This is a genomic window from Gemmatimonadota bacterium, assembly GCA_016713785.1.
Classification (GTDB): Bacteria; Gemmatimonadota; Gemmatimonadetes; order Gemmatimonadales; family GWC2-71-9; genus JADJOM01.
This window is the reverse complement of record JADJOM010000003.1, coordinates 1823828-1842801: the sequence shown is the minus strand read 5'-3', so window position 1 is coordinate 1842801 and position 18974 is coordinate 1823828. Positions and strand designations below refer to the sequence as shown.

The window sequence follows — 18974 nt, the reverse complement described above, 5'->3', positions numbered from 1 at the left end:
GTTTACGGACCGGAATCCGTCCTTATATTCCCGCAGCCGGCCCGGCCGGTCTCCCCCCACGCCAGGTGTACGCACGTGACGTCCGAAAGCGACCGCTTCCACAAGCTGCGGCACGACCTGTCGAATCCACTCTCCGCGCTCCTGGCGGAGACCCAGCTCCTGCTGCTCAATGAGACCCGTCTCGACCCCGAGACCCTGACCAGCCTGCGGGAGATCGAGGCGCTGGCGGTGCGGATGCGGGGCATCCTGCGGGAAGGCTGAGCGGCCGGCGGCCTGCCGCCGCTCGGACACCGCGCGAGGGATCCTGCCGGGGACGCTCCCCGGGGGGATCCCTCGGTCGCTTCGGGGGGGGAACTCAGGCCGGGCCGGGCGCCGCGCGGCGGAGCGCCGTCCAGCCGTTGTACAGGTAGGCCAGCAGGAAGACCAGGCTCGCCGAGCTGACGCTGAGCCGGTAGGCGAGGCTCTGGGTGCTGGCGGAGACGAAGCCCTCGATCAGCCCCGCGATCACCAGCAGCAGCACGGCGGCCCCGACCATCCGGAGGGCCAGGCGGCCCGCGTGCACCAGCGCCTCCGCGCGGCTGAACGACCCCGGCGCGATCAGGGCGCGCCCGAGCAGGAAGCCCGCCGCGCCGGCCACCCAGATGGCGAACAGCTCCAGCACGCCATGCCCGATCACGAAGGTCCACAGATAGTCCAGCAGGCCCACGTTCGCGAAGTGCCCTGAGATGGTGCCCATCGAGAGCCCGTTGAACGCCAGCAGCACCAGCGAGCCCACGCCCGCGAAGATGCCGCCGGCAAAGCAGTAGAACGCCACCCCGATGTTGTTGGTCATGATCGACGACGCCATCAGCGGCCGGTCCTCCGCCTCCGCCTCGAAGTACCCCCGGCCCTCCCGCTCCCGCGTGACACCGGCCTCTGCGCGCTCCAGCATCACCTCGGGCAGGACCTGTTCCGCGAGCGGCGGGTCCTCCCGGAGCAGCGCGTAGCCGGCGAGCCCGGGCAGCGTGAACACCAGGAAGGCGAGCAGCACCGCCCGGCGGGCCTCGAGGATACCGGCAGGGCACTCCTCCATGAGGAAGCGCCAGATGCGCCCTCCGGTGTGGCGCTCGTCGCGGTAGAGCACGTTGTGGCCCGCGGCCACCAGGCGTTCGAGCCGGGCCCGGGTGGTGGCGGGGGCGCCGTAGGTACGGGCGCGGGCCAGGTCGGCGGCCACCTCGCGATAGCGCGCGGCGAACTCCGGCAGTTCGGCCCCCGTGAAGCTGTCGAGGCCCTGGGTGGCGGCCCGCTCGGCCAGCGCCTGGAAGGCGTCCCACCGGGGCGCCTGCCGCGCCACCAGGCGCTCGGCCGCCCCCGCGCCGGGGGTACGGCGGTCGCCGGCGGGCGCGGCCTGCCGGGCGCCGAAGCGGCCACGCCGGCGCGCCTGCTCCTCCTGGTGCAGGGTCGCAAGGAAAAGCCCGGGGTCGGCGGCGCGGACCGGGTAGCGGGGACCGAAGCGCTCCACCAGGCGGGCGGCCAGCCGGTCCCGGACCGGGGCGGGGAGGCTCGCCGCCCGCTCCACGTATTCGCGGAGCAGCCGGAACTCCTCGTCGTCGAGTTCGGGCACGCCCAGGAGGTCGGCCGCGGCGGGATCGAGGGCGGGGGCGGCGGCGGCGTGTTCGACGGGGCGGTCGCGGACCACCACGGTGCCGGCGACGAGGTCGCCGAGCCGTTTGCCGCGCGGATGCACCGCCACGGCGATGGCGCCGATCAGGTAGGGCGGCGGGAGGAAATCGGCGACGCGGAGCAGATTGCGGACCGCGGCGGCCCCGAAGGTGAGGGCGTGGCCGCTGTCGCGCACCACCCGGATGCCCAGTCGCCGCTTGCCGGGGGTCTGGCCGTGCCGCAGGCCCTCGAAGAAGGTGAAGTACCCCCACACGGACGCGAAGCCCACGAGCGTGAAGAGGGCCACGGCCCACTCGCCGAGCCCGGTGGCGAGCAGGGAGAACGCCACGCCGAGCAGGATGCCCCAGAGCCCGAGGATGCCGGTGTCCACGAGCGCCGCGAGCGCGCGGGAGCCGAGGCCCGCGATCTCGTAGTCGAGCAGCACGTGCTCGGGGGTTTCGACCTCGAGGTGCTGCCGGAAGTCGGGCGTGGTGGTCATGGGAATGCGGCAATCTACGCGGACGCGGCGCGACTTCCCAAGGCCGGGCACGGCGGCCATCTTAGACCATTCACCCCTGGAGCCCTCCGTCATGACGCCGCCGGTTCTCCGTCCCCTCTCGCTGGGCGAGATCCTGGATGTGGCCTTCGGGCTGTACCGGAGCCTCTTCCTGCCGCTGCTGGTGGTCACGCTCGTGACCAGCGCGCTGCCGGTGGTGCTGTCGGTGTACATCGAGTCGGCCGGCGGGGCGCTGCTCAACCTGCCGATGTACTTCCTCAACCTGCTGCTCAATGCCGTGCTGGGGGCCATCGCCTCGGCGGCGGCCACCTTCGTGGTCTCCGACAGCTACATGGGGCGCACCATTTCGGCGCGCGACGCCTTCGCCCGGGCCACCCCCTTCATCGGCCGCCTGATCGTGCTCGGGGTGCTGATGAGCCTGGTGATCGGGATCGGGCTGGTCTGCGTGATCATTCCCGGCGTGATCCTCTTCACCGGCCTGGCCCTCTCCACCCCGGCGCTGGTCATCGAGGAGCTGCCGAGCGCCAATGCGGCGATGGGCCGGTCGTGGGCGCTCACCCGCGGCTTCCGCGGCAAGCTGTTCTGGGTGCTGCTCACGGTCCTGGTGCTGATCCTGCTGCCGACGATCGCCCTGGGCGGTTTCGCCGCCGCCTCGGGCGACGCGACGCTGCTCGAGCCCACGGTGTCGCCCGCGACCCTGGGGTGGCTGGTGGCGGCATCGCTCATCCAGCTGCTGATCTATCCCCTCTTCTACTGCGTGCTGACCGTGGCGTACTACGACCTCCGGGTGCGCAAGGAGGCCTTCGACCTCGAGGTGCTGGCCTCGGGGCTCTCACCCGCGTGACCCTGCCCCAGGCGGATGGCGCCGGGCCCGAGGCGCTGCGGGCCGTGCTCGACACGGTGTTCCAGGGGGGTGAGTACCGCTGGGTGCAACGTCCGCATCCGTTCGCCTTCCTGGCCCGCTGGTGGGACGCCCTCCGTGAGGCGCTCGCGGGGCTCGAGGAGACGCACCCCGACCTCTTCTGGGTACTGTTCTGGGCGCTGGTCGGGGTGCTGCTGCTGATCTTCGCCCACGCCGCCTGGGTGATGGTGCAGACCATCCGCGCCGCCGCGGCGCCGCCCGCCGGCGCGACCTCGCCCGCCGCCGTGGCGCGGGGCGCCGCCTGGTACCGCGCCGAGGCGCGGCGCCTGGCCGCCGGGGGGGCGTATGCCGAGGCGATGCAGGCGGACTTCGTGGCGCTGGTGCTCGAGCTCGATGCCCGGCGCGTGGTGCGGTTCCATCCGAGCAAGACCCCCAACGAGTACACCTACGAGGCGGGCCTGGGCACCGGCGAGCGGGAGGCCTTCCGCGACCTGGTGCGGGCGCTGTACGGCTACGCCTTTGCGCGGCGGCCGTGCGGCCCCGACGAGTACCGTGCGTGGCTCGTGGCCGCCGCGCCGGAGCGGTATGCGCCCGCGCACTGAGGCGCTGGCCGGCCTGGCCATGCTCGGCATGCTGGTGGCCATGGCCGGCGCCCTGGGCCAGCGGGACCGGCGCGACACCGGCGAGAACCCGCTGGCCTCGTCGTTCGTCACCGGGCCCGCGGGCACCAGCGGCCTGGCCCAGGCGCTGGGGCGGCTGGGCCTGGAGGTCCGGCGCCAGCGCGGGACCCTGCGGCACTTCCGGGCCGACACCGCCGCCGCGCCCGCGACCGCGCTGCTGGTGCTCGATCCCCTCGCCCCGATGGCCGGCGCGGAGCTGGAGCAGCTGGTCGGGTGGTCCGAGGGTCCGGCGGGCGGGGACCTGGTACTGGCGGGGCCCGGCGCGGCGCGGGTGATGCGGTGCTTCGGCGCGGCACTTGACTGGCGCGACGGGGACAGCGTGACCGTGGCGGGGGGGCGCTTTCCTCCGCTGGGCGGGGTCCTGGCCTCCACCTCGGAGGGCTTCGTCACCGACTCGTCCCGCGCCGCCGACGCCGGGACCACCGGCTGCACCGTGCCGCCGATGGCGCGGGCGGAGACGCTCCTCACCACCATCAGCGGCCGGGTGGCCGCGCTGCGCCTCACGCGGGACGACACCGGGCGGAGCGTCGTGCTGCTGGCGGACGCGGGGCTGCTCCGCAACCGGGCCTTGCGCGACACCGATGCCGGCCCCTTTGCCCTTGGGCTCTTCGTGGGACGCTACGACCGGGTGATCTTCGAGGAGTCCCACCAGGGCTACGGCGAGGGTGGCTCGCTCCTGGCCGCGCTGCTCGGCTGGAGCCGCCGTTCCCCGTTCGGCTGGGGGCTGTGGCAGCTCGCGCTGGTGGGGCTGCTGGCGCTGCTGGCGGGGGCGGTGCGGTTCGGCCCCATCCGGAGCACCCTGGTGCGGCGACGCCGCTCGCCGCTCGAGCATGTGCGGGCACTGGCCACCGCGCTGGCCGCGGCCCGGGGCCACGACGTGGCCATCGGGCTGACCATCGAAGGGCTGCGCCGCCGGCTCCTGCCGGCGGGGCAGCGGCCCACCGGGGACCGCGGCGCCTGGCTGGCGCAGCTGGCCCAGCACGTCCGCACCGCCCGCGCGCGGGACGCGGTGCGCACCCTGCAGACACTCAACCGGCCCGGACACGACACCGACCAGGTGCGCCGCGCCGCCAACGCCGTGGAGGATGTGTGGGAGGAACTACGCCCGTGACCCCGGACGAACTCCGCCAGCAGGCGGACGTCGCGCACCAGCTCCTGGCCCAGCTCGGCCGCGTGGTGCTCGGCCAGGAGGCGGTGCTGCGCGAGGCGGTGCTCGCGCTGGTGGCGCGGGGGCACGTCCTCTTCGAGGGCGCGCCCGGCACCGCCAAGACCCTGCTGGTCCGCACGCTCAGCGAGACCATGGGGCTCGACTTCCGGCGCATCCAGTTCACCCCCGACCTGATGCCGAGCGACATCACGGGCGTGAACCTGCTCACCGGGCCCGGCGGCTTCACCTTCCGCCCGGGGCCGTTGTTCGCCGACCTGGTGCTGGGCGACGAGATCAACCGGGCCCCGGCCAAGACCCAGGCCGCGCTGCTCGAGGCGATGCAGGAGCGGCACGTGACCGTCGATGGCACCACGCACCCTCTCTCGGCCAGCTTCACGGTGTTCGCCACCCAGAACCCGATCGAGTTCGAGGGCACCTACCCGCTGCCGGAAGCGGAGCTGGACCGGTTCCTGATCAAGAGCCTGCTGGCCTACCCCGACGCCGCGGCGGAGCAGGGCGTGCTCACCCGGGTGCTCGAGGGCTTCGAGGCGGCGGAGCCGGCGAGCTTCGGCGTGACCCAGGTGCTCGATGCCGCCGGCCTGGCGCGGCTCCGTGCGGCCGCCCGCGCGGTGCGGGTGGAGCCGAGCCTCGTCGGGTACATCACGGCGCTGGTGCGGGCCACCCGCGAGGCGCCGGCGCTCACGCTGGGGGCCAGCCCCCGCGCCAGCGTGGCCCTGCTCAAGCTGGCCCAGGCCGCCGCGCTGCTCGATGGCCGCGACTACGTGGTGCCGGATGACGTGAAGACCCTGGCGCCGCCGGTGCTCCGGCATCGGGTGGCCGTGGCGCCGGAACTCGAACTCGAGGGCGTCACGCCGGACCAGGCGCTCCGTACCATCCTAGAACGGATCGAGGCTCCCCGATGAAGACCCTGCTGCTGCTCCCGTTGCTCGCGCTGCCGCTCGCCGGCCAGGAGCCGCCGCGCGCCATCCGGCGCACCGTGCCGATCACCCGCAGCTTCGAGCGGGCGCTCCGCCTTGGCACCCGAGACTCCACCGGCCACCCCGGTGCCAGGTACTGGCAGCTCACCACCGACTACCGGATCGACGCCCGGCTGGACGCGGTGGCGGGGCGGGTGACCGGCCACGCGACGATCACCATCCACAACCCGTCGGACAGCGCGCTCAAGCAGCTGGTCCTGCGGCTGTACCAGAACCGCTTCAATCCCTGGGCCCCGCGCAGCCGCGTGCCCCCCTCGATCACCGGGGGCACCGTGCTCTACCGCCTCAACGCCAACGGTGAGGAAGTGGACGTCAAGAGCATGGCGGCCCAATGGGCCGCCAGCACCGTGCTCGGACTGACCCTCGCCAACCCGATCCCCGCCCGCGGCACCGGCACCGTGGAGGTGGACTGGGCGGGCGACATCCCCGACATCCCGCAGGGCCGCGGGTCGGCCCGCGGCGGCCGGCGCGGGCTCAGGATCTTCCAGCTGGCGCAGTGGTACCCGCAGGTGGCGGTCTACGACGACCTGCGCGGCTGGGACCGCGAACCGCACCTGGGCGGCAGCGAGTTCTACAACAACTTCGGCCGCTTCGAGGTGAACCTCGACCTTCCCGGCGGCTACCTGGTGGGGGCCACCGGCACCCTCACCAACCCGGACGAGGTGCTCGCGCCGATGGTGCGCGAACGGCTCGCCTCGGTGCTCGAGAGCGACAGCCAGCGGACCATCGTGGGCGAGGGCGAGCGGGGGCCCAGCAAGGCGACCCGCGGCGGCAGCCGCCTGGTGTGGCGCTTCGTGGCCGACACGGTGAACGACTTTGCCTGGGCCGCCTCGGCCGACTTCGTGTGGGACGCCACCCGCGCCACGATCCCGGGGCGCGGGCCGATCCCCGTGCATGTCCTCTACCTGCCGGAGAACACCCGCTACCGGCAGACCGGGGCGCTCGCCCGGCACGCGCTCGAGTTCTACTCGACGCTGTGGTTCCCCTACGCCTTCCCCCAGTTCACCCAGGTGGATGGCCCCGAGAATGGCATGGAGTACCCGATGCTCACCATGAGCGGACCGGGCTTCGGGGTGACGGACCACGAGATCGGGCACCAGTGGTGGCCGATGATGGTCAGCAACAACGAGACCTGGTACGGCTGGATGGACGAGGGATTCAACGAGTACATGAACGTCCTCTCCGAGGCGGCCCACGAGGGGCGTCCCCCCGTGCTCGACAGCCTCGGCGGCCGTGCCGGCGCCCTGGCGGGGAACGAAAGCCAGGCGCCGATGATGTGGGACAACAACTACGGCGGTCCGCTCACGACCTACGTGACCTACTCCAAGGCGCCGATGATGCTCTCCATGCTCGGCGCGCTCGTGGGGGACAGCGCGGTGGCCCGGGCCATGAAGGCCTACGCCGCCGACTGGCGCTTCCGGCATCCCTCGCCCTGGGACTTCATGTTCGCCATGAACCGCGAGCTCGGCCGCAACCTCGACTGGTTCTGGTACAGCTGGCTCTTCACCACCGAATCGGTGGATGGCGGCATCGAGCGGGTCGTGGAGCGCGGCCGCGCCTGGGAGGTCACGGTGCGTCAGCGGGGGGAGATGCCCGCGCCGATCGTGCTCGCCGCCACCCTGGCCCCGGGGGGACCCTCGCCGCGGCTGCCCCGCAACGCGGTGCTCCGGGGCGACACCGTGACGGTGACCTGGCCGGTCGAGACCTGGTTCGACGGCCGGCGCAGCCGGCCGGTCACGCTCGACTTCGGCGGTCGGCGCATCACCGCCGTGACCCTGGACCCGGGGGCGCGATTCCCCGACCGGGACCGGACCGACAACCGCTGGCCGCGATGATCTACCTGCCGGACCGCCGCTGGTATCTCGGCGCGGCGGGGCTGGCCCTGCTGTGGCCGGTGGCCCTGGCCTGGCCACCCGCGGCCGTCGTGCTCCTGGCGCTCGACGCGACCTGGCTCCTGCTCCTGCTGAGCGATGGGTGGCGGCTGGCCGCCCTCGAACCCGCGAGCCTCACCGTGGAACGGGAGGCGCCGCCCGCGTTCTCAGTGGGCCGGGCCCTCCCGGTCGGCTACCGCTGGGCCCACCCGCTGCCCTGGCGGGTCACCCTCCGGATCCGGGAGGAGTACCCGGCCCTGCTCACGCCGCCGACGGTGGAGCGCCGCCTGGAGCTCCCGGCGGCGGGGAGCCAGCGTGAGGAGGTGCTGCTCCACCCCAGCCAGCGGGGCCGGGGGGCGGGGGGCCGGATCCACCTGCGGCTCCGGGGCCCCCTCGGCCTGTGCTGGCGGCAGCTGCGGCTGGAGCGGCCCTGGCAGGTGGTTGTGTATCCCAACCTGGTCGGCGCGTCCTTGCGCTCACTACCCACCCAGGCGCAACGGCGCCGCGAGGCCGGGTTCCGCAACATCCGCCGGATCGGCGAGGGGCGGATGTTCGAGAGCCTCAAGGAATGGGTTCCGGGGGAGGACACCCGGACCATCGACTGGAAGGCCACGGCGCGGCGGGGCAAGGTCATGGCCCGCCAGTACGAGGACGAGCGGCGGCAGCAGGTGCTGATCGTGATCGACGCGGGGCGGATGCTGACGGCCGAGGTGGACGGCCGCTCCCGGCTGGAATCGGTGATCGAGGCGGCGCTGCACCTGGCCCACAGCGCGGTGGAGCACGATGACAACGTCGGCCTGCTGGTGTTCGCCGACACGGTCCAGCAGTGGGTGGCGCCGGCCCGGGGGCGGCGGGCGCTCCGGGCGGTGCTGGATGGGCTGGCGGGGGTCGAGGGGCGGCTGGTGGAACCGAACTACCCGGCGGCCTTCGCGTACCTGGCGGCCCACAACCGGAAGCGGGCGCTCACCGTGCTCTTCACCGACGTGATCGACCGGACGGCGAGCGAGGCGCTGGTGGCGCAGGTGGGGACGCTCCGGCCGCGCCACGTGCCGCTGGCGGTGACGCTCCGGGAGCCGGGGCTCGAGCGCCTGGCCACCGCCCGGCCGGCCACCACCGCCGCGGCGTTCGAGCGGGCCGCGGCCGAGGAACTGCTGCTCTCCCGCGCGGCCGCGCTGGCCGAGATGCGGGGCCGGGGCATCCTGGTGCTGGACGTCCCGCCGGCAGGGGCCAGCGGGGCGGTAGTCGAGCAGTACAACCGGCTCAAGCGCCGGGGTGTGATCTAGCAGGCACTCGAGGCGGACGGGATCAACCACTTGAAGGGGGAGACATGCGTGCGGTCGTGATGGGGGGCCTTGGGTCCCTGATGCTCCTGCTGGCGGCCGAACCGGCCGCGGCCCAGGGCCAGCCGTCGCTGCGGCGACTGGTGGCGGCGCAGGCCCGGGCCGCGCGGGGCAATCCGAGCGAGCGGGCCTTCACCTCCACGCCGCTCATCCGGCCCAACCAGTTCCTCCCCGGCGAGCTCGGTGCGGGGGATGGGCAGCTGCAGAACGGCTGGGTGGTCGACCAGTGGACCTACCAGGGCGCCCGCAACGAGCTGGCCGCCTTCACGCTGAAGGCACCGTACGAGGTGACGCTCGCGATCTTCCTGCAGCAGGGCACCGAGCTCAAGTACTTGGGCGAGGTGAAGCCGGCCGCGGGCGCGGTGACCCTGGAGCTCAAGCTCCCGGTGGACGGTACCTACACGCTCTACGTGATCGGCACCCAGCCCACCTCCCGCGGCGCCTACACCCTGGCCACGAAGTCGCAGGGCTCGGTCACCAGCATCGACTACGCGCGGCTCTACCCCGGCGGCGGCGACCCCAACGGGCGCTACGCCCTGCTGGTGGCGGCCGATGACTACCCCGGCGAGGAGAGCGACCTGGTGGGCGGGCCCACCAATGACGTGATGCTCATGCGCCAGCTGCTGGTGGAGCGGTACGGCTTCCGGGCGCAGGACGTCGTGATCCTGCGCGACGTCGAGGCCAACCGCGACCAGATCATCGAGGCGTTCCGCCGGCACCTGGGGCAGGCCGGCCCCAACGGCGTGGCGGTGTTCCACTATTCGGGGCATGGCATGCAGCTGCCGGACAACCGCGGCTACACCGGCGCCGACGACCCCGAACCCGACGACAAGGACGAGGCGATCGCCACCTGGGGCACCCAGGGCGACCTCTACGGTTACCTCCTCGACGACGAGCTGGGCGTGCTCACCGCCGAGCTCCGCGCGGGCCGGGTGCTGATTGCGCTCGACATGTGCCACGCGGGGACCGGCACCCGGGGCGGCCCGGCGACCGCCCGCACCTGGGAGGAGGCCCTCGGCGCCGCGGCCCCGGCGGTGGCCAGCCGGTTCCGGGTGGCGGGTCCGGGCGCGGTGCCGGCGACGCGCTTTGCGCGGTACCGGGACATCGCGGCGCAGGTGGAGACGCCATCCACCTACGTGACCACCGGCAACACCCGCGGGGTGGGCAGTGAGTATGCCCAGCCGGCCAATCACATCCTCCTGGCCGCGGCGCAGCCCACGGAGACCTCGGCGAACTACATGCTGCGGCTGCAGAACGGCGAGACGGCGCGGGTGGGCTTGTTCACCATCCTGCTGTACCAGGCGCTGATCCAGAGCGGGCCCGACCTGACCTTCTCGCAGCTGATGACCCAGATGGCCCCGGAGGCCAACCGGCTGGCGATCGAGTTCAAGGAGTCGTCGCAGAACCCCGCGGTCGAAGGCGCCCGCGCCAACGAGTCGATCGCGCGCTTCCTGGGATCGCTGCGCTAGGCAGCGGGCGGGGGCCACAACGCGACGGGCGGGCCCGCGAGGGCCCGCCCGTGGCGTCTCCGGGAGGGCGCGGTCAGCCGGCCTGGTTCGGGAAGATCGTGTGGATCGGGTGGCCCATCGCCTGGAGGTAGTCCCGGTCGAAGGCGGCGGAGATGGTCTCGCGGCGGCTGTAGGGGCCCGGGGTGTAGGCGCGGCTGGTGACGCCGGCCTGGCTGAGTTCGCAGACGTGCCAGTCCTCGCGGTTGGTCATGTCCCAGAACCGGACGCCGTCCTCGATGTCGAAGGCGCCCGGCTGGAGCGACGCCTCGTTGAAGAGCCAGTGGCAGAAGATCGTCGTCCGGTCCGGCGCCACGGGCCACAGCACGTGGAACATCACGTAGTCGGGGTGCAGCGAGAGCAGCATGTTGGGCATGATGCTGTAGTAGTACACCCGGTCATGGTCCTCCACCGGGAGCCCGGGATCCACGGGCAGGCCGCAGACCCGCCCGCTCATGGTCATGCTCTTTGCGTCGTCGGCGAGGATCATGTACCCGCCGAGGAAGGGGCCCTCGACCAGGTCGTTCTCGCCCAGGGTGGGCGGGGTGCGCTTGGTGAGGGTCGGGTGCACCAGCGGGCAGTGGTAGCACTCGCTGTAGTTCTGCACCACCAGCTTCCAGTTGGCGTGGACGTCGTACGCGATGGTGCGACCCACCTTGAGCGACGGCAGGTTGAACCGGGTGAACCGGGTGAGCAGTGGCGCGTGGGACTCCTCGAAGGGCACCGGGTCGGCGGCCAGGTTGAGGAAGATGAATCCCTCCCAGAGGTGCACCGCCACCGGCTTGAGCGGCCAGTCCTGCTTGCGGAAGCCCTCGAGGTCGTGGGTGGCGGGGGCGCCGATCAGGCGGCCGTCGAGCCCGTAGGTCCAGGCGTGGTAGGGGCACTGCAGGGTCTCGGACAGCTGGCCCTGGTGCTCCTCGCAGAGCTTGCTGCCGCGGTGGCGGCACACGTTGTAGAAGGCGCGGACGGTGCCGCCCTGGTCGCGCAGGATGATGATGCTCTCGCCCGCGAACTCGTGCAGGAAGTAGTCGCCCGGCTTCGCGATCCGTTCCTCGCGATCGATGCAGAGCCACTGCCGGGTGAACAGCCGCTCGACTTCCTCGGCGAGGATCTCGGGCGCCGTGAAGTAGCGGCGCGGCAGGGTGGTCTGCCCGTGGGTGGGGAGTTCTCGAGGCTTCCAGACGGTCGTGGTCACCGGGTCCACCTGCGGCAATGAGGGAGGCGGAAATCTGGCACCGCGCCCGGGGGCGCGGAAGGGTCGCGGCCCTCCCCCGGCCCGGCTAGGATTCCCCCGATGCCCCGACCCGTCGTGCATCTCATCGCGCACACGCACTGGGACCGCGAGTGGTACCTGCCGCTCGGGGCGCTCCGCGCCCGCCTGGTACCGATGCTCGACGGGCTCCTGGCCCAGCTCGAGACCGACCCCCGCGTCGCTTCCTTCCTGCTCGACGGCCAGACCATCCTGCTCGAGGACTACCTCACCATCCGCCCCGAGCAGCGGGAGCGCGTGGCGGCGCTGGTGCAGGCGGGCCGCCTCGGCACCGGCCCGTGGTACGTGCTGGCCGACGAGCAGATTCCCGCCGCCGAATCGCTGCTGCGCAACCTGTTGGCGGGCCGGATGCACCTGCGCGCGCTGGGCGCGCCGGAGCACGGTGTGCTGTACTCCCCGGACGCCTTCGGGCACCCGGCGGTGCTGCCCGCGCTCGCGGCGGAGGCGGGCCTGACCGACGCGGTGCTGTGGCGCGGGCTCTCGCCCGAGCAGACCCGCGGCGGCGACCTCGCCTGGTGGGAGGGGCCGGATGGGCGGCGGGTGCTGGTGTATCACCTGCCGCCGGAAGGCTACGAGATCGGCGCCAGCCTGCTGGTGGCCGGGGACGCCCTCGCGGCGGCGTGGGCCGCGGTGCGCGCGCGGGTGCTGCCCCGGGCGGCCACGCGGCATGTGGCGGTCTTCGTCGGAGCCGATCACCACGCGCCCGACCCGGAACTCGGCGGGCTCGCCTCCCGGCTGGCGGCGGTCGACGCGTCCGTCGAATTCCGCTCCAGCAGCCTCGCCAGCTTCTTCCGCGCCGCGCGCGGCGACCTCGGCGACCTCCCCCTGCTGGCCGGCGAGCTGCGGTGGTCGTACGGCTACACCTGGACCCTCCAGGGGGTCCATGCCACGCGCGCCCCGCTCAAGCGGCGCAACAGCCTGGTCGAGCTGCTGCTCACGCGCCTGGCCGAGCCGCTCGCCTCGCTTGCGCCGCACCCCGGCGAGGCGGCGGTGCTGCGCCACGCCTGGCGCGAGGTCCTGCAGTGTCACTTCCACGACGCCATCGGCGGATGCTGCGCCGATCCGGTGGCCCGGGCGATGACCACCCGGTTCGAGGATGCCGAACGCGCGGCGCATGAGGTGGTGACGATGACGCTGCACCGCCTGGCCGGGCATGACGCCGACCGGGCCCGCGAGGGCGCCCCCACCGAGCCGATGCTGGTGTTGTGGAATCCCGCCGCCCGGGCGCGGCATGGCGTGGTGCTGGCGGAGGTCACCGGCTTCCGGCGCGACGTACTGGTGGGCCCACCCGGCGGACGCACACCGCGACGAGGGCGGGGCCTTCCCGCCTTCCAGTTCGGCTGGACGGCCGCCGATGGCAGCGTGCTCCGGGTGGCGCCGCAGGTGCTGGAGCGGCGGGTGCGGCCGGACCGGGTGGATGCCCCGCGCCACTACCCGGACCAGGATGAAGTGGACGCGGTCCGCGTGGCCTTCCCGCTCCCGGAGGCGCTGGAACCGCTGGCCGGGCGGCTGGTGTCCATGATGCCGGGGGACGGTCTGGCACTCGAGGCCTTTGCCCAGGCGCAGGGGCGGCTGCTCTGGAACGGGCGGGCGGAGCTGGCCCTCGACGATGACGGGACGGCCGTGCTGCAGGCGCCAGGCGCGCCCGCCGCCCTCCCGGGCCTGCTGGCGCTCGAGAGCGAACTGGATCGCGGGGACACCTACACCTTCTGCCCGGTGCGCGGGGACCGGGTGCGCCGCCCCGCGCGCGCCATGCGCGTCCGCGTCTCCGCGCCGGGGCCGTTCGTCGCCGGGCTCGAATGGGCCGTGGCGCTGCAGGCGGGGCGCGGACCGCGGGGCCGGCCGGGCCGGGTGGAGGCCCAGTTCCGGGTGGAGGCGGTGGGAGATTCGCCCGTGCTCCGGGTGCGCCTCACACTGGACAACCGGGCCCGCGATCATCGCCTGCGGCTGCGCTTCCCTACCGGGCTGGCACGGACCGGCATCGTGGCCGGGGCGCAGTTCGGCACCGTGGGCCGCCCCGCGCCGGGCCGCCACCCGGGGCGGTACCCGGCCGAGACGCCGGTGGCCACGGCGCCCGCGCACCGCTGGGTGGCGGCGGCCCAGGGCGCACGGGGGCTCGCCGTCTTCGCGCCGGGGTTCTTCGAGTACGAGTGGACCGCCCGGGGCGACCTGCTCGTGACCCTGCTCCGCGCGGTGGGGGAGCTGTCCCGCGACGACCTGGCCACGCGACGGGGCCACGCGGGCTGGCCGACCCCGACGCCCGGAGCGCAGTGCGAGGGCGTCGAGGTGATCGAGCTGGGACTGGCCGCGATGACGGAGGATGACCTGCGCGCGCCGGAGCGGCTGGAGCGGTGGTGGGAGGATGCCTTCGTGCCTCCGCTGGCCGTCTTCGTGCGGGACTACTGCGCCACCGACGTGCCCCTGATCGACGCGCGCCCGGTCGCGCTGCTGGGCGAGGGGCTGGTGTTCACCGCCATGAAGCCGGCCGAGGATGGGATGGGGTACATCCTGCGGTGCGCCAACCTGCGCGGCGAGGCCACGGAGGGCGCGTGGCGCTGGGCCGCCCCCCCGGCGCGGGTGACGCGGGTCCGGGCCGACGAGACCACGCTCGCGCCGATGGCCTGCGATGGCGCCGAGCTGCGCTTCGAGGTGGGGGCCGGCGAGGTGTGGTCCTTCCGGGTAAGCCCGGTCTGAGGGTCAGGTCGCGTCGGTGGCCGCGCTGAGGCGCTCCCACAGCGCCGGCAGCCACGCCAGGTGCTCCGGCTTCATGAGCACGGATCGCAGGCAGGTGAGGGTGGGGCGGTCGCGGACGAGTTCCCCCGCCGGGTCCACGAGGTCGGGCGGGAGCTCCGCCAGCGCCAGGTGCAGGTCGCGGCGCGCCGCCTCCTCGAAGATGCGCCGGGACCGGGCGCTCGCCGCCGCGACGCCGGCGGCCCGTGGGGTCCACACCACGATATCGAGCTCGGGCACCAGCCCGGCGAGGACGCGCGGGTCCGCGGCCAGCCGGCCGTGCAGCGCGAGCGCCGCGGCCCGGCTCGTGGCCAGTCGCCCGGCGAATTCGCCGCCGGGCACCGGCGGGAGCAGCCGCTGGGTGGCCCACAGCGCCACGGCCGCCGCCCCGGCGCGTGAGCACTCCAGGCTGATCTCCCCCAGGTGCAGCTCCGCCGAACTGAAGTAGGTGTAGGGGGAATCGTGCCGGTAGAACCGGCCCACCGACGGGTCACGGAACAGCACGGCGCCACAACCATAGGGCTGCAGGCCGTGCTTGTGCGGGTCGATCACCACGCTGTCCGCGGCGCCGATGACGTCGAAGGCGGCCCGCGCCGCGGGGGCGAGGTTGTCTGCCAGCCCGAAGTAGCCCCCGTACGCCGCGTCGACGTGGATCCGGAACCCCGCCTCGTGCTGCAGCGCCAGCAGGCCGGGCAGGGGATCCACCGCGCCGACGGCGGTGGTGCCGAGCGTGGCCACCACGGTGCCGACCGGCCCCGTGTCGAGCAGGGCGCGCAGGGCCTCGAGGTCCATGCGCCCGGCGCGATCGGCCGCGACGGTCGAGAACGGAAGGCCCAGGACCGCCGAGATGCGCTGGTGGGTGTAGTGCGCCTGCGCGGAGGCCACGATCCGCTCGCCCGGGCGGCACTGCCCGGCGACCCACAGCGCCTCGAGGTTCGCCATGGTACCCCCACTGGTCAGGTGACCGAGGTGCTCGGTCCAGCCCAGCAGGGTGGCCAGCGTCGCGACCGACTCCCGCTCCATCCGGGAGCTGGCGCGGCCGCCATCGAGGGCGTGATTGTTGGGGTTGAGATGGAGCGCCAGCATGTAGGCCAGCCGCGCCATCCGGTGCGGCGGGGTGAGCATCTGGCCCGCGTACAGCGGGTGCGGGTAGGGGAAGTTGTCGTGCAGGCGGTCGGCCACCTCGTCGAGCACCGCGGCGATCCGCGGATCGTCCGGGGTGGCGGCGGGGGGCAGGTCGCGGAAGCCCGTCTCGAGGCGGGCCAGGGCCCGGTCGAGGTGGGCCAGCGCGGCGCGGTCGAACAGGGTCATGTCACCATCAGCGGTCGGAGGATTGCATGCGATGGATCGAAGTGGCGCTCCTGGCGGGCTGCGTGGCCCCGGCACTGGCCGCGCAGGAGAAGGAGGTGCTCCCGGTGCCCGGCGCGGTGGCCGGCCTGCCGTTCTCGCCCGCGGTGCGGGTGGGCAACATCATCTATCTCTCCGGGCAGATCGGGAACCGGATCGGGACCCGCGAGGTCGTGCCCGGCGGGGTGGCCGCCGAGACCCGGCAGACGCTGGAGAACATCCGCGTCATCCTCCAGGCCGCCGGCAGCACCATGGACCGGGTGGTCAAGTGCACGGTCTTCCTGGCCGACATCGCTGACTATGCCGCGATGAACGAGGTGTACGCCACGTACTTCCCTGCGGCGCCGCCGGCCCGTTCCACCGTGGCGGGCAGCGGCCTCGCGCTCGGGGCCCAGGTGGAGATCGAGTGCTTCGCCACCGCGGGGAGCTGAGCGGGTCCTAGAGCCGGCCGGCCGCCATCGCGTCGCGCGCCGCGCGGATCACGTCGGGGCGATTGCTGACCATGCCGTTGGCGCCGTGGCGCCACAGCCGGAGCGCGCTCCGCGCGTCGTCCACCGTCCAGACGTGCACGGTCGCGTGCCGCGCGGCCGCCCGCCGGACAAACCGCCGGCTCGGGATGGTCAGCCCATGGTACCGCTCCGGCACCGCAAAGAGCCGGCAGCGCGGGTCGGGGGCGCCGAGGCCGAAGAACACCCGCGCGATGTCCCGCCGGCTCGCGCCGAGCTGGAACGGCGCGGTGCCGAAGGCCACCAGCGCCCGCCAGTCATCGCCCGCCACCACCGCACGCCCCGCCGCCCCCCCCTCGAGGAGCGCGCGCGCCGCCGCCTCCTGCACCTCGCGCTCCTTGATCTCGATCAGCAGCGGCGTGTCCGGAAAGGCCGCGAGGACCTCGGCCAGGGTCGGGATGCGCACGCCCTGGCCCCGCCACGGGGTGGCGCCATCGGCATCCACGAACCGATGGCCGGCGTCGACCTGCTGCAGCTCCGCGCAGGTCAGGGCCGCCACGGGGCCGCTCCGGTCGGTGGTGCGGTCGAGGGTGGGGTCATGAAAGACCATCGCCACGCCGTCGCGGGAGCGGCGGATGTCGAACTCCAGCGCCTCGGCGCCCTGCGCGAGGGCCAGGCGGAAGCTCTCGAGGGTGTTCTCCGGCGCGTACGCCGCGGCGCCGCGGTGGCCGATGACCGGCCGGGCGGACCGGTCGAGCAGCAGGGTCATGCCGGAGCGTACTGCCCTCGCGACCGTTCGCGCAACGTGCATCGCCCCGCGCCGGAAGTGCGCCGGCAGGGTCAGCGGCGGTCGAGCCGGTCCCGCAGTGCGTCGCCGATGAGGGTCGAGGCGATCACCACCAGCACCAGGGCCACGCCCGGCGCCACGGCGACCCAGGGCGCATTCACCAGGGTGTCACGGCCCGAGGCGATCATGCCTCCCCAACTGGGGAGCGGCGGCTGGGCGCCGAGGCCCAGGAAGGACAGCCCCGCCTCGAGGGTGATGGCGTTGCCGACGCCGAGCGCGGCCGCGACCGTGACCGGGGTCCAGGCGTTGGGCAGCACGTGGAGCAGCGCGATGCGCAGCCGGCCCTGGCCCAGCGCCTCCGCCGAGCGCACGAAGGGGCGGGCCCGCAGCGTCTCCGCCTCGCCGTAGACCAGCCGCGCCACGCTCATCCACCCGGTGAGTCCCAGCACGACCACCACCAGCGCCGCGCTCGGCGACCAGAGCGCCGCCAGCAGCAGCAGGAGCACCACGCGGGGCAGCGCCAGGGCGAAGTCCGTGAGCGCGAGGAGCGCGCCGCGGGCCGGTCCCCGCAGCACCGCGGCGCCGAGGCCCACCCCCACGCCGATCGCCACCGAGAGCACCGTGGCCAGCACGCCGGTGGCGAGCGAGATCCGCGCGCCGTACACCAGGCGGCTCCAGACGTCGCGCCCCAGCCGGTCGGTGCCCAGGAGGTGGAAGCCCCCGAGGCCGTCGTGGGCGAACGGGGCCGCGAAGCGGGTGCGGACCACGTCGGTCTGGGCGATGGGGTCGTAGCCCGTCACCAGCGGCGCGCCCAGGGCGAGCAGGACCATCACCCCCAGGACCGCGAGCCCGATACGGGCGCGAGTGTCAGCGGGCATGGCGGAGGCGTGGGTCCACCCACGCACGGAGCAGGTCGGCCAGCAGGTTGCCGGCCACCACGAGCAGTGCGCTCACCGTCGCGCCGGCCATGACCACCGGGTAGTCGCGCGCCTGCACGGCACTGATGAGCACCCGCCCCACGCCCGGCCAGGCAAAGATCCCCTCCACGAACACCGCCCCGGAGAAGAGCGCCGGCAGCGAGAGGCCGAGCAGCGTGACCACCGGACCGAGGGCGTTGCGGAGCAGGTGCCGCAGCAGAAGGCGGGTGGGGGCCAGGCCGCGGGCCTCGGCCGCCAGCACGAAGGGCTCGTCCCGGACGTCGAGGAGGGCGCCGCGCACAAAGCGCGCGGCCCCGCCCGCGCCGATCAGGGTGAGGGTGAGGAGCGGCAGGGCGAGGTGCCGCAGGCGGTCCACCAGGGCGGCGCCCGGCGGGAGGAAGTCCGCGTCGAGGCCGGCCGCGCCGAAGGCGGGGAGCAGGCGCCAGTGGTAGGTGGCGAGCCACACCAGCATCACGCCGAGCCAGTAGCCCGGCATCGCGAACAGCGTGACGCTCGCCAGCGTGAGTGCGGTGTCCGTCCGGGGCCCGCTCCGGGCCTGCCACAGGCCGATGGCGATCCCGCCGAGGTAGCTCAGGGCCAGGGAGAGGGCCACGAGCAGGGCGGTGGCGGGCCACGCCTCGCCCAGCATGCGCGCCACCGGCCGGCCGGTGGCGAGGCTCCGACCCCAGTCGCCTCGCGCGGCGCGGGACAGCCACTCGCCGAACTGGACCGGCAGCGGCCGGTCGAGCCCCAGCGCCGTCCGGGTGGCGGCCACCTGCTCCGGGGTCGCGGCGGGACCGCTCAGGAGCGCGGCGGGATCGCCCGGCGCCAGGTGCAGCAGGAGGAAGGTGAGGGCGACCACGCCCAGCACGATCAGGCCGCCGATGGCCAGCCGGCGCGCGAGCAGGACGAGCAT

Annotated in this window: 16 protein-coding genes; 10 read left to right on the top strand and 6 right to left on the bottom strand. The window is 74.0% G+C overall.

Annotation, left to right across the window (positions count from 1 at the left end):
* Window positions 1–75 precede the first annotated feature (75 nt).
* On the top strand, window positions 76–261 hold the full coding sequence (locus IPJ95_16405; GenBank protein MBK7925179.1) for a hypothetical protein: 186 nt from the start codon (window positions 76–78) through the stop codon (window positions 259–261).
* A gap of 94 nt (window positions 262–355) precedes the next feature.
* Here the strand turns inward: IPJ95_16405 and IPJ95_16400 are convergent, their stop codons facing one another.
* The gene (locus IPJ95_16400; GenBank protein MBK7925178.1) at window positions 356–2140 is read right to left on the bottom strand and encodes a stage II sporulation protein M; all 1785 of its coding nucleotides are present in this window, start codon (window positions 2138–2140) and stop codon (window positions 356–358) included.
* Between the two features lie 91 nt (window positions 2141–2231).
* Between IPJ95_16400 and IPJ95_16395 the strand changes: the two genes are divergently transcribed.
* The 7 genes from IPJ95_16395 to IPJ95_16365 are packed head-to-tail and all read left to right on the top strand — an operon-like array spanning window position 2232 to window position 10525.
* Window positions 2232–3002 (top strand): hypothetical protein, encoded by a 771-nt coding sequence (locus IPJ95_16395; GenBank protein MBK7925177.1) that lies wholly within the window; start codon window positions 2232–2234, stop codon window positions 3000–3002.
* Window positions 2999–3622 (top strand): DUF4129 domain-containing protein, encoded by a 624-nt coding sequence (locus IPJ95_16390; GenBank protein ID MBK7925176.1) that lies wholly within the window; start codon window positions 2999–3001, stop codon window positions 3620–3622. Before IPJ95_16395 ends, IPJ95_16390 begins: the two co-directional genes overlap by 4 nt.
* Window positions 3606–4811, top strand: a complete 1206-nt coding sequence (locus tag IPJ95_16385; GenBank protein MBK7925175.1) for a hypothetical protein — start codon at window positions 3606–3608, stop codon at window positions 4809–4811. Before IPJ95_16390 ends, IPJ95_16385 begins: the two co-directional genes overlap by 17 nt.
* Window positions 4808–5770 (top strand): MoxR family ATPase, encoded by a 963-nt coding sequence (locus IPJ95_16380; GenBank protein MBK7925174.1) that lies wholly within the window; start codon window positions 4808–4810, stop codon window positions 5768–5770. Before IPJ95_16385 ends, IPJ95_16380 begins: the two co-directional genes overlap by 4 nt.
* Window positions 5767–7680, top strand: a complete 1914-nt coding sequence (locus IPJ95_16375) for a M1 family metallopeptidase (protein MBK7925173.1) — start codon at window positions 5767–5769, stop codon at window positions 7678–7680. Before IPJ95_16380 ends, IPJ95_16375 begins: the two co-directional genes overlap by 4 nt.
* On the top strand, window positions 7677–8999 hold the full coding sequence (locus IPJ95_16370; protein ID MBK7925172.1) for a DUF58 domain-containing protein: 1323 nt from the start codon (window positions 7677–7679) through the stop codon (window positions 8997–8999). Before IPJ95_16375 ends, IPJ95_16370 begins: the two co-directional genes overlap by 4 nt.
* Window positions 9000–9043: 44 nt before the next feature.
* Complete coding sequence (locus tag IPJ95_16365) at window positions 9044–10525, top strand: caspase family protein (GenBank protein ID MBK7925171.1); 1482 nt, start codon at window positions 9044–9046, stop codon at window positions 10523–10525.
* A gap of 73 nt (window positions 10526–10598) precedes the next feature.
* On the opposite strand, the gene IPJ95_16360 is transcribed toward IPJ95_16365, so the two are convergent.
* The gene (locus IPJ95_16360; protein MBK7925170.1) at window positions 10599–11876 is read right to left on the bottom strand and encodes an aromatic ring-hydroxylating dioxygenase subunit alpha; all 1278 of its coding nucleotides are present in this window, start codon (window positions 11874–11876) and stop codon (window positions 10599–10601) included.
* Between IPJ95_16360 and IPJ95_16355 the strand changes: the two genes are divergently transcribed.
* A complete protein-coding gene (locus tag IPJ95_16355; protein ID MBK7925169.1) occupies window positions 11856–14525 on the top strand; it encodes a hypothetical protein in 2670 nt (889 codons plus the stop codon). The genes IPJ95_16360 and IPJ95_16355 overlap by 21 nt on opposite strands.
* Window positions 14526–14528: 3 nt before the next feature.
* On the opposite strand, the gene IPJ95_16350 is transcribed toward IPJ95_16355, so the two are convergent.
* Window positions 14529–15872, bottom strand: a complete 1344-nt coding sequence (locus IPJ95_16350; GenBank protein ID MBK7925168.1) for an aminotransferase class V-fold PLP-dependent enzyme — start codon at window positions 15870–15872, stop codon at window positions 14529–14531.
* A 26-nt stretch (window positions 15873–15898) separates the two neighbouring features.
* Here IPJ95_16350 and IPJ95_16345 point away from each other — a divergent pair, with 26 nt between their 5' ends.
* A complete protein-coding gene (locus tag IPJ95_16345; GenBank protein ID MBK7925167.1) occupies window positions 15899–16339 on the top strand; it encodes a RidA family protein in 441 nt (146 codons plus the stop codon).
* Window positions 16340–16346: 7 nt separating this feature from the next.
* On the opposite strand, the gene IPJ95_16340 is transcribed toward IPJ95_16345, so the two are convergent.
* The 3 genes from IPJ95_16340 to IPJ95_16330 all read right to left on the bottom strand — a co-directional run bounded on the left by IPJ95_16340 (window position 16347) and on the right by IPJ95_16330 (window position 18974).
* The gene (locus IPJ95_16340) at window positions 16347–17123 is read right to left on the bottom strand and encodes a glycerophosphodiester phosphodiesterase (GenBank protein MBK7925166.1); all 777 of its coding nucleotides are present in this window, start codon (window positions 17121–17123) and stop codon (window positions 16347–16349) included.
* Window positions 17124–17194: 71 nt separating this feature from the next.
* On the bottom strand, window positions 17195–18019 hold the full coding sequence (locus IPJ95_16335) for an ABC transporter permease (protein MBK7925165.1): 825 nt from the start codon (window positions 18017–18019) through the stop codon (window positions 17195–17197).
* Window positions 18009–18974: an ABC transporter permease gene (locus IPJ95_16330; GenBank protein MBK7925164.1), complete on the bottom strand. Its 966-nt coding sequence runs from the start codon at window positions 18972–18974 to the stop codon at window positions 18009–18011. Before IPJ95_16330 ends, IPJ95_16335 begins: the two co-directional genes overlap by 11 nt.

What these genes read in the sequence shown, in the direction of transcription:
- IPJ95_16400 (MBK7925178.1), bottom strand. Translation starts at nt 2,140, where the DNA reads ATGACCACCACGCCCGACTTCCGGCAGCACCTCGAGGTCGAAACCCCC.
- IPJ95_16395 (MBK7925177.1), top strand. Translation starts at nt 2,232, where the DNA reads ATGACGCCGCCGGTTCTCCGTCCCCTCTCGCTGGGCGAGATCCTGGAT.
- IPJ95_16385 (MBK7925175.1), top strand. Translation starts at nt 3,606, where the DNA reads ATGCGCCCGCGCACTGAGGCGCTGGCCGGCCTGGCCATGCTCGGCATG.
- IPJ95_16375 (MBK7925173.1), top strand. Translation starts at nt 5,767, where the DNA reads ATGAAGACCCTGCTGCTGCTCCCGTTGCTCGCGCTGCCGCTCGCCGGC.
- IPJ95_16370 (MBK7925172.1), top strand. Translation starts at nt 7,677, where the DNA reads ATGATCTACCTGCCGGACCGCCGCTGGTATCTCGGCGCGGCGGGGCTG.
- IPJ95_16365 (MBK7925171.1), top strand. Translation starts at nt 9,044, where the DNA reads ATGCGTGCGGTCGTGATGGGGGGCCTTGGGTCCCTGATGCTCCTGCTG.
- IPJ95_16355 (MBK7925169.1), top strand. Translation starts at nt 11,856, where the DNA reads ATGCCCCGACCCGTCGTGCATCTCATCGCGCACACGCACTGGGACCGC.
- IPJ95_16360 (MBK7925170.1), bottom strand. Translation starts at nt 11,876, where the DNA reads ATGCACGACGGGTCGGGGCATCGGGGGAATCCTAGCCGGGCCGGGGGA.
- IPJ95_16350 (MBK7925168.1), bottom strand. Translation starts at nt 15,872, where the DNA reads ATGACCCTGTTCGACCGCGCCGCGCTGGCCCACCTCGACCGGGCCCTG.
- IPJ95_16345 (MBK7925167.1), top strand. Translation starts at nt 15,899, where the DNA reads ATGCGATGGATCGAAGTGGCGCTCCTGGCGGGCTGCGTGGCCCCGGCA.
- IPJ95_16340 (MBK7925166.1), bottom strand. Translation starts at nt 17,123, where the DNA reads ATGACCCTGCTGCTCGACCGGTCCGCCCGGCCGGTCATCGGCCACCGC.
- IPJ95_16335 (MBK7925165.1), bottom strand. Translation starts at nt 18,019, where the DNA reads ATGCCCGCTGACACTCGCGCCCGTATCGGGCTCGCGGTCCTGGGGGTG.
- IPJ95_16330 (MBK7925164.1), bottom strand. Translation starts at nt 18,974, where the DNA reads ATGCTCGTCCTGCTCGCGCGCCGGCTGGCCATCGGCGGCCTGATCGTG.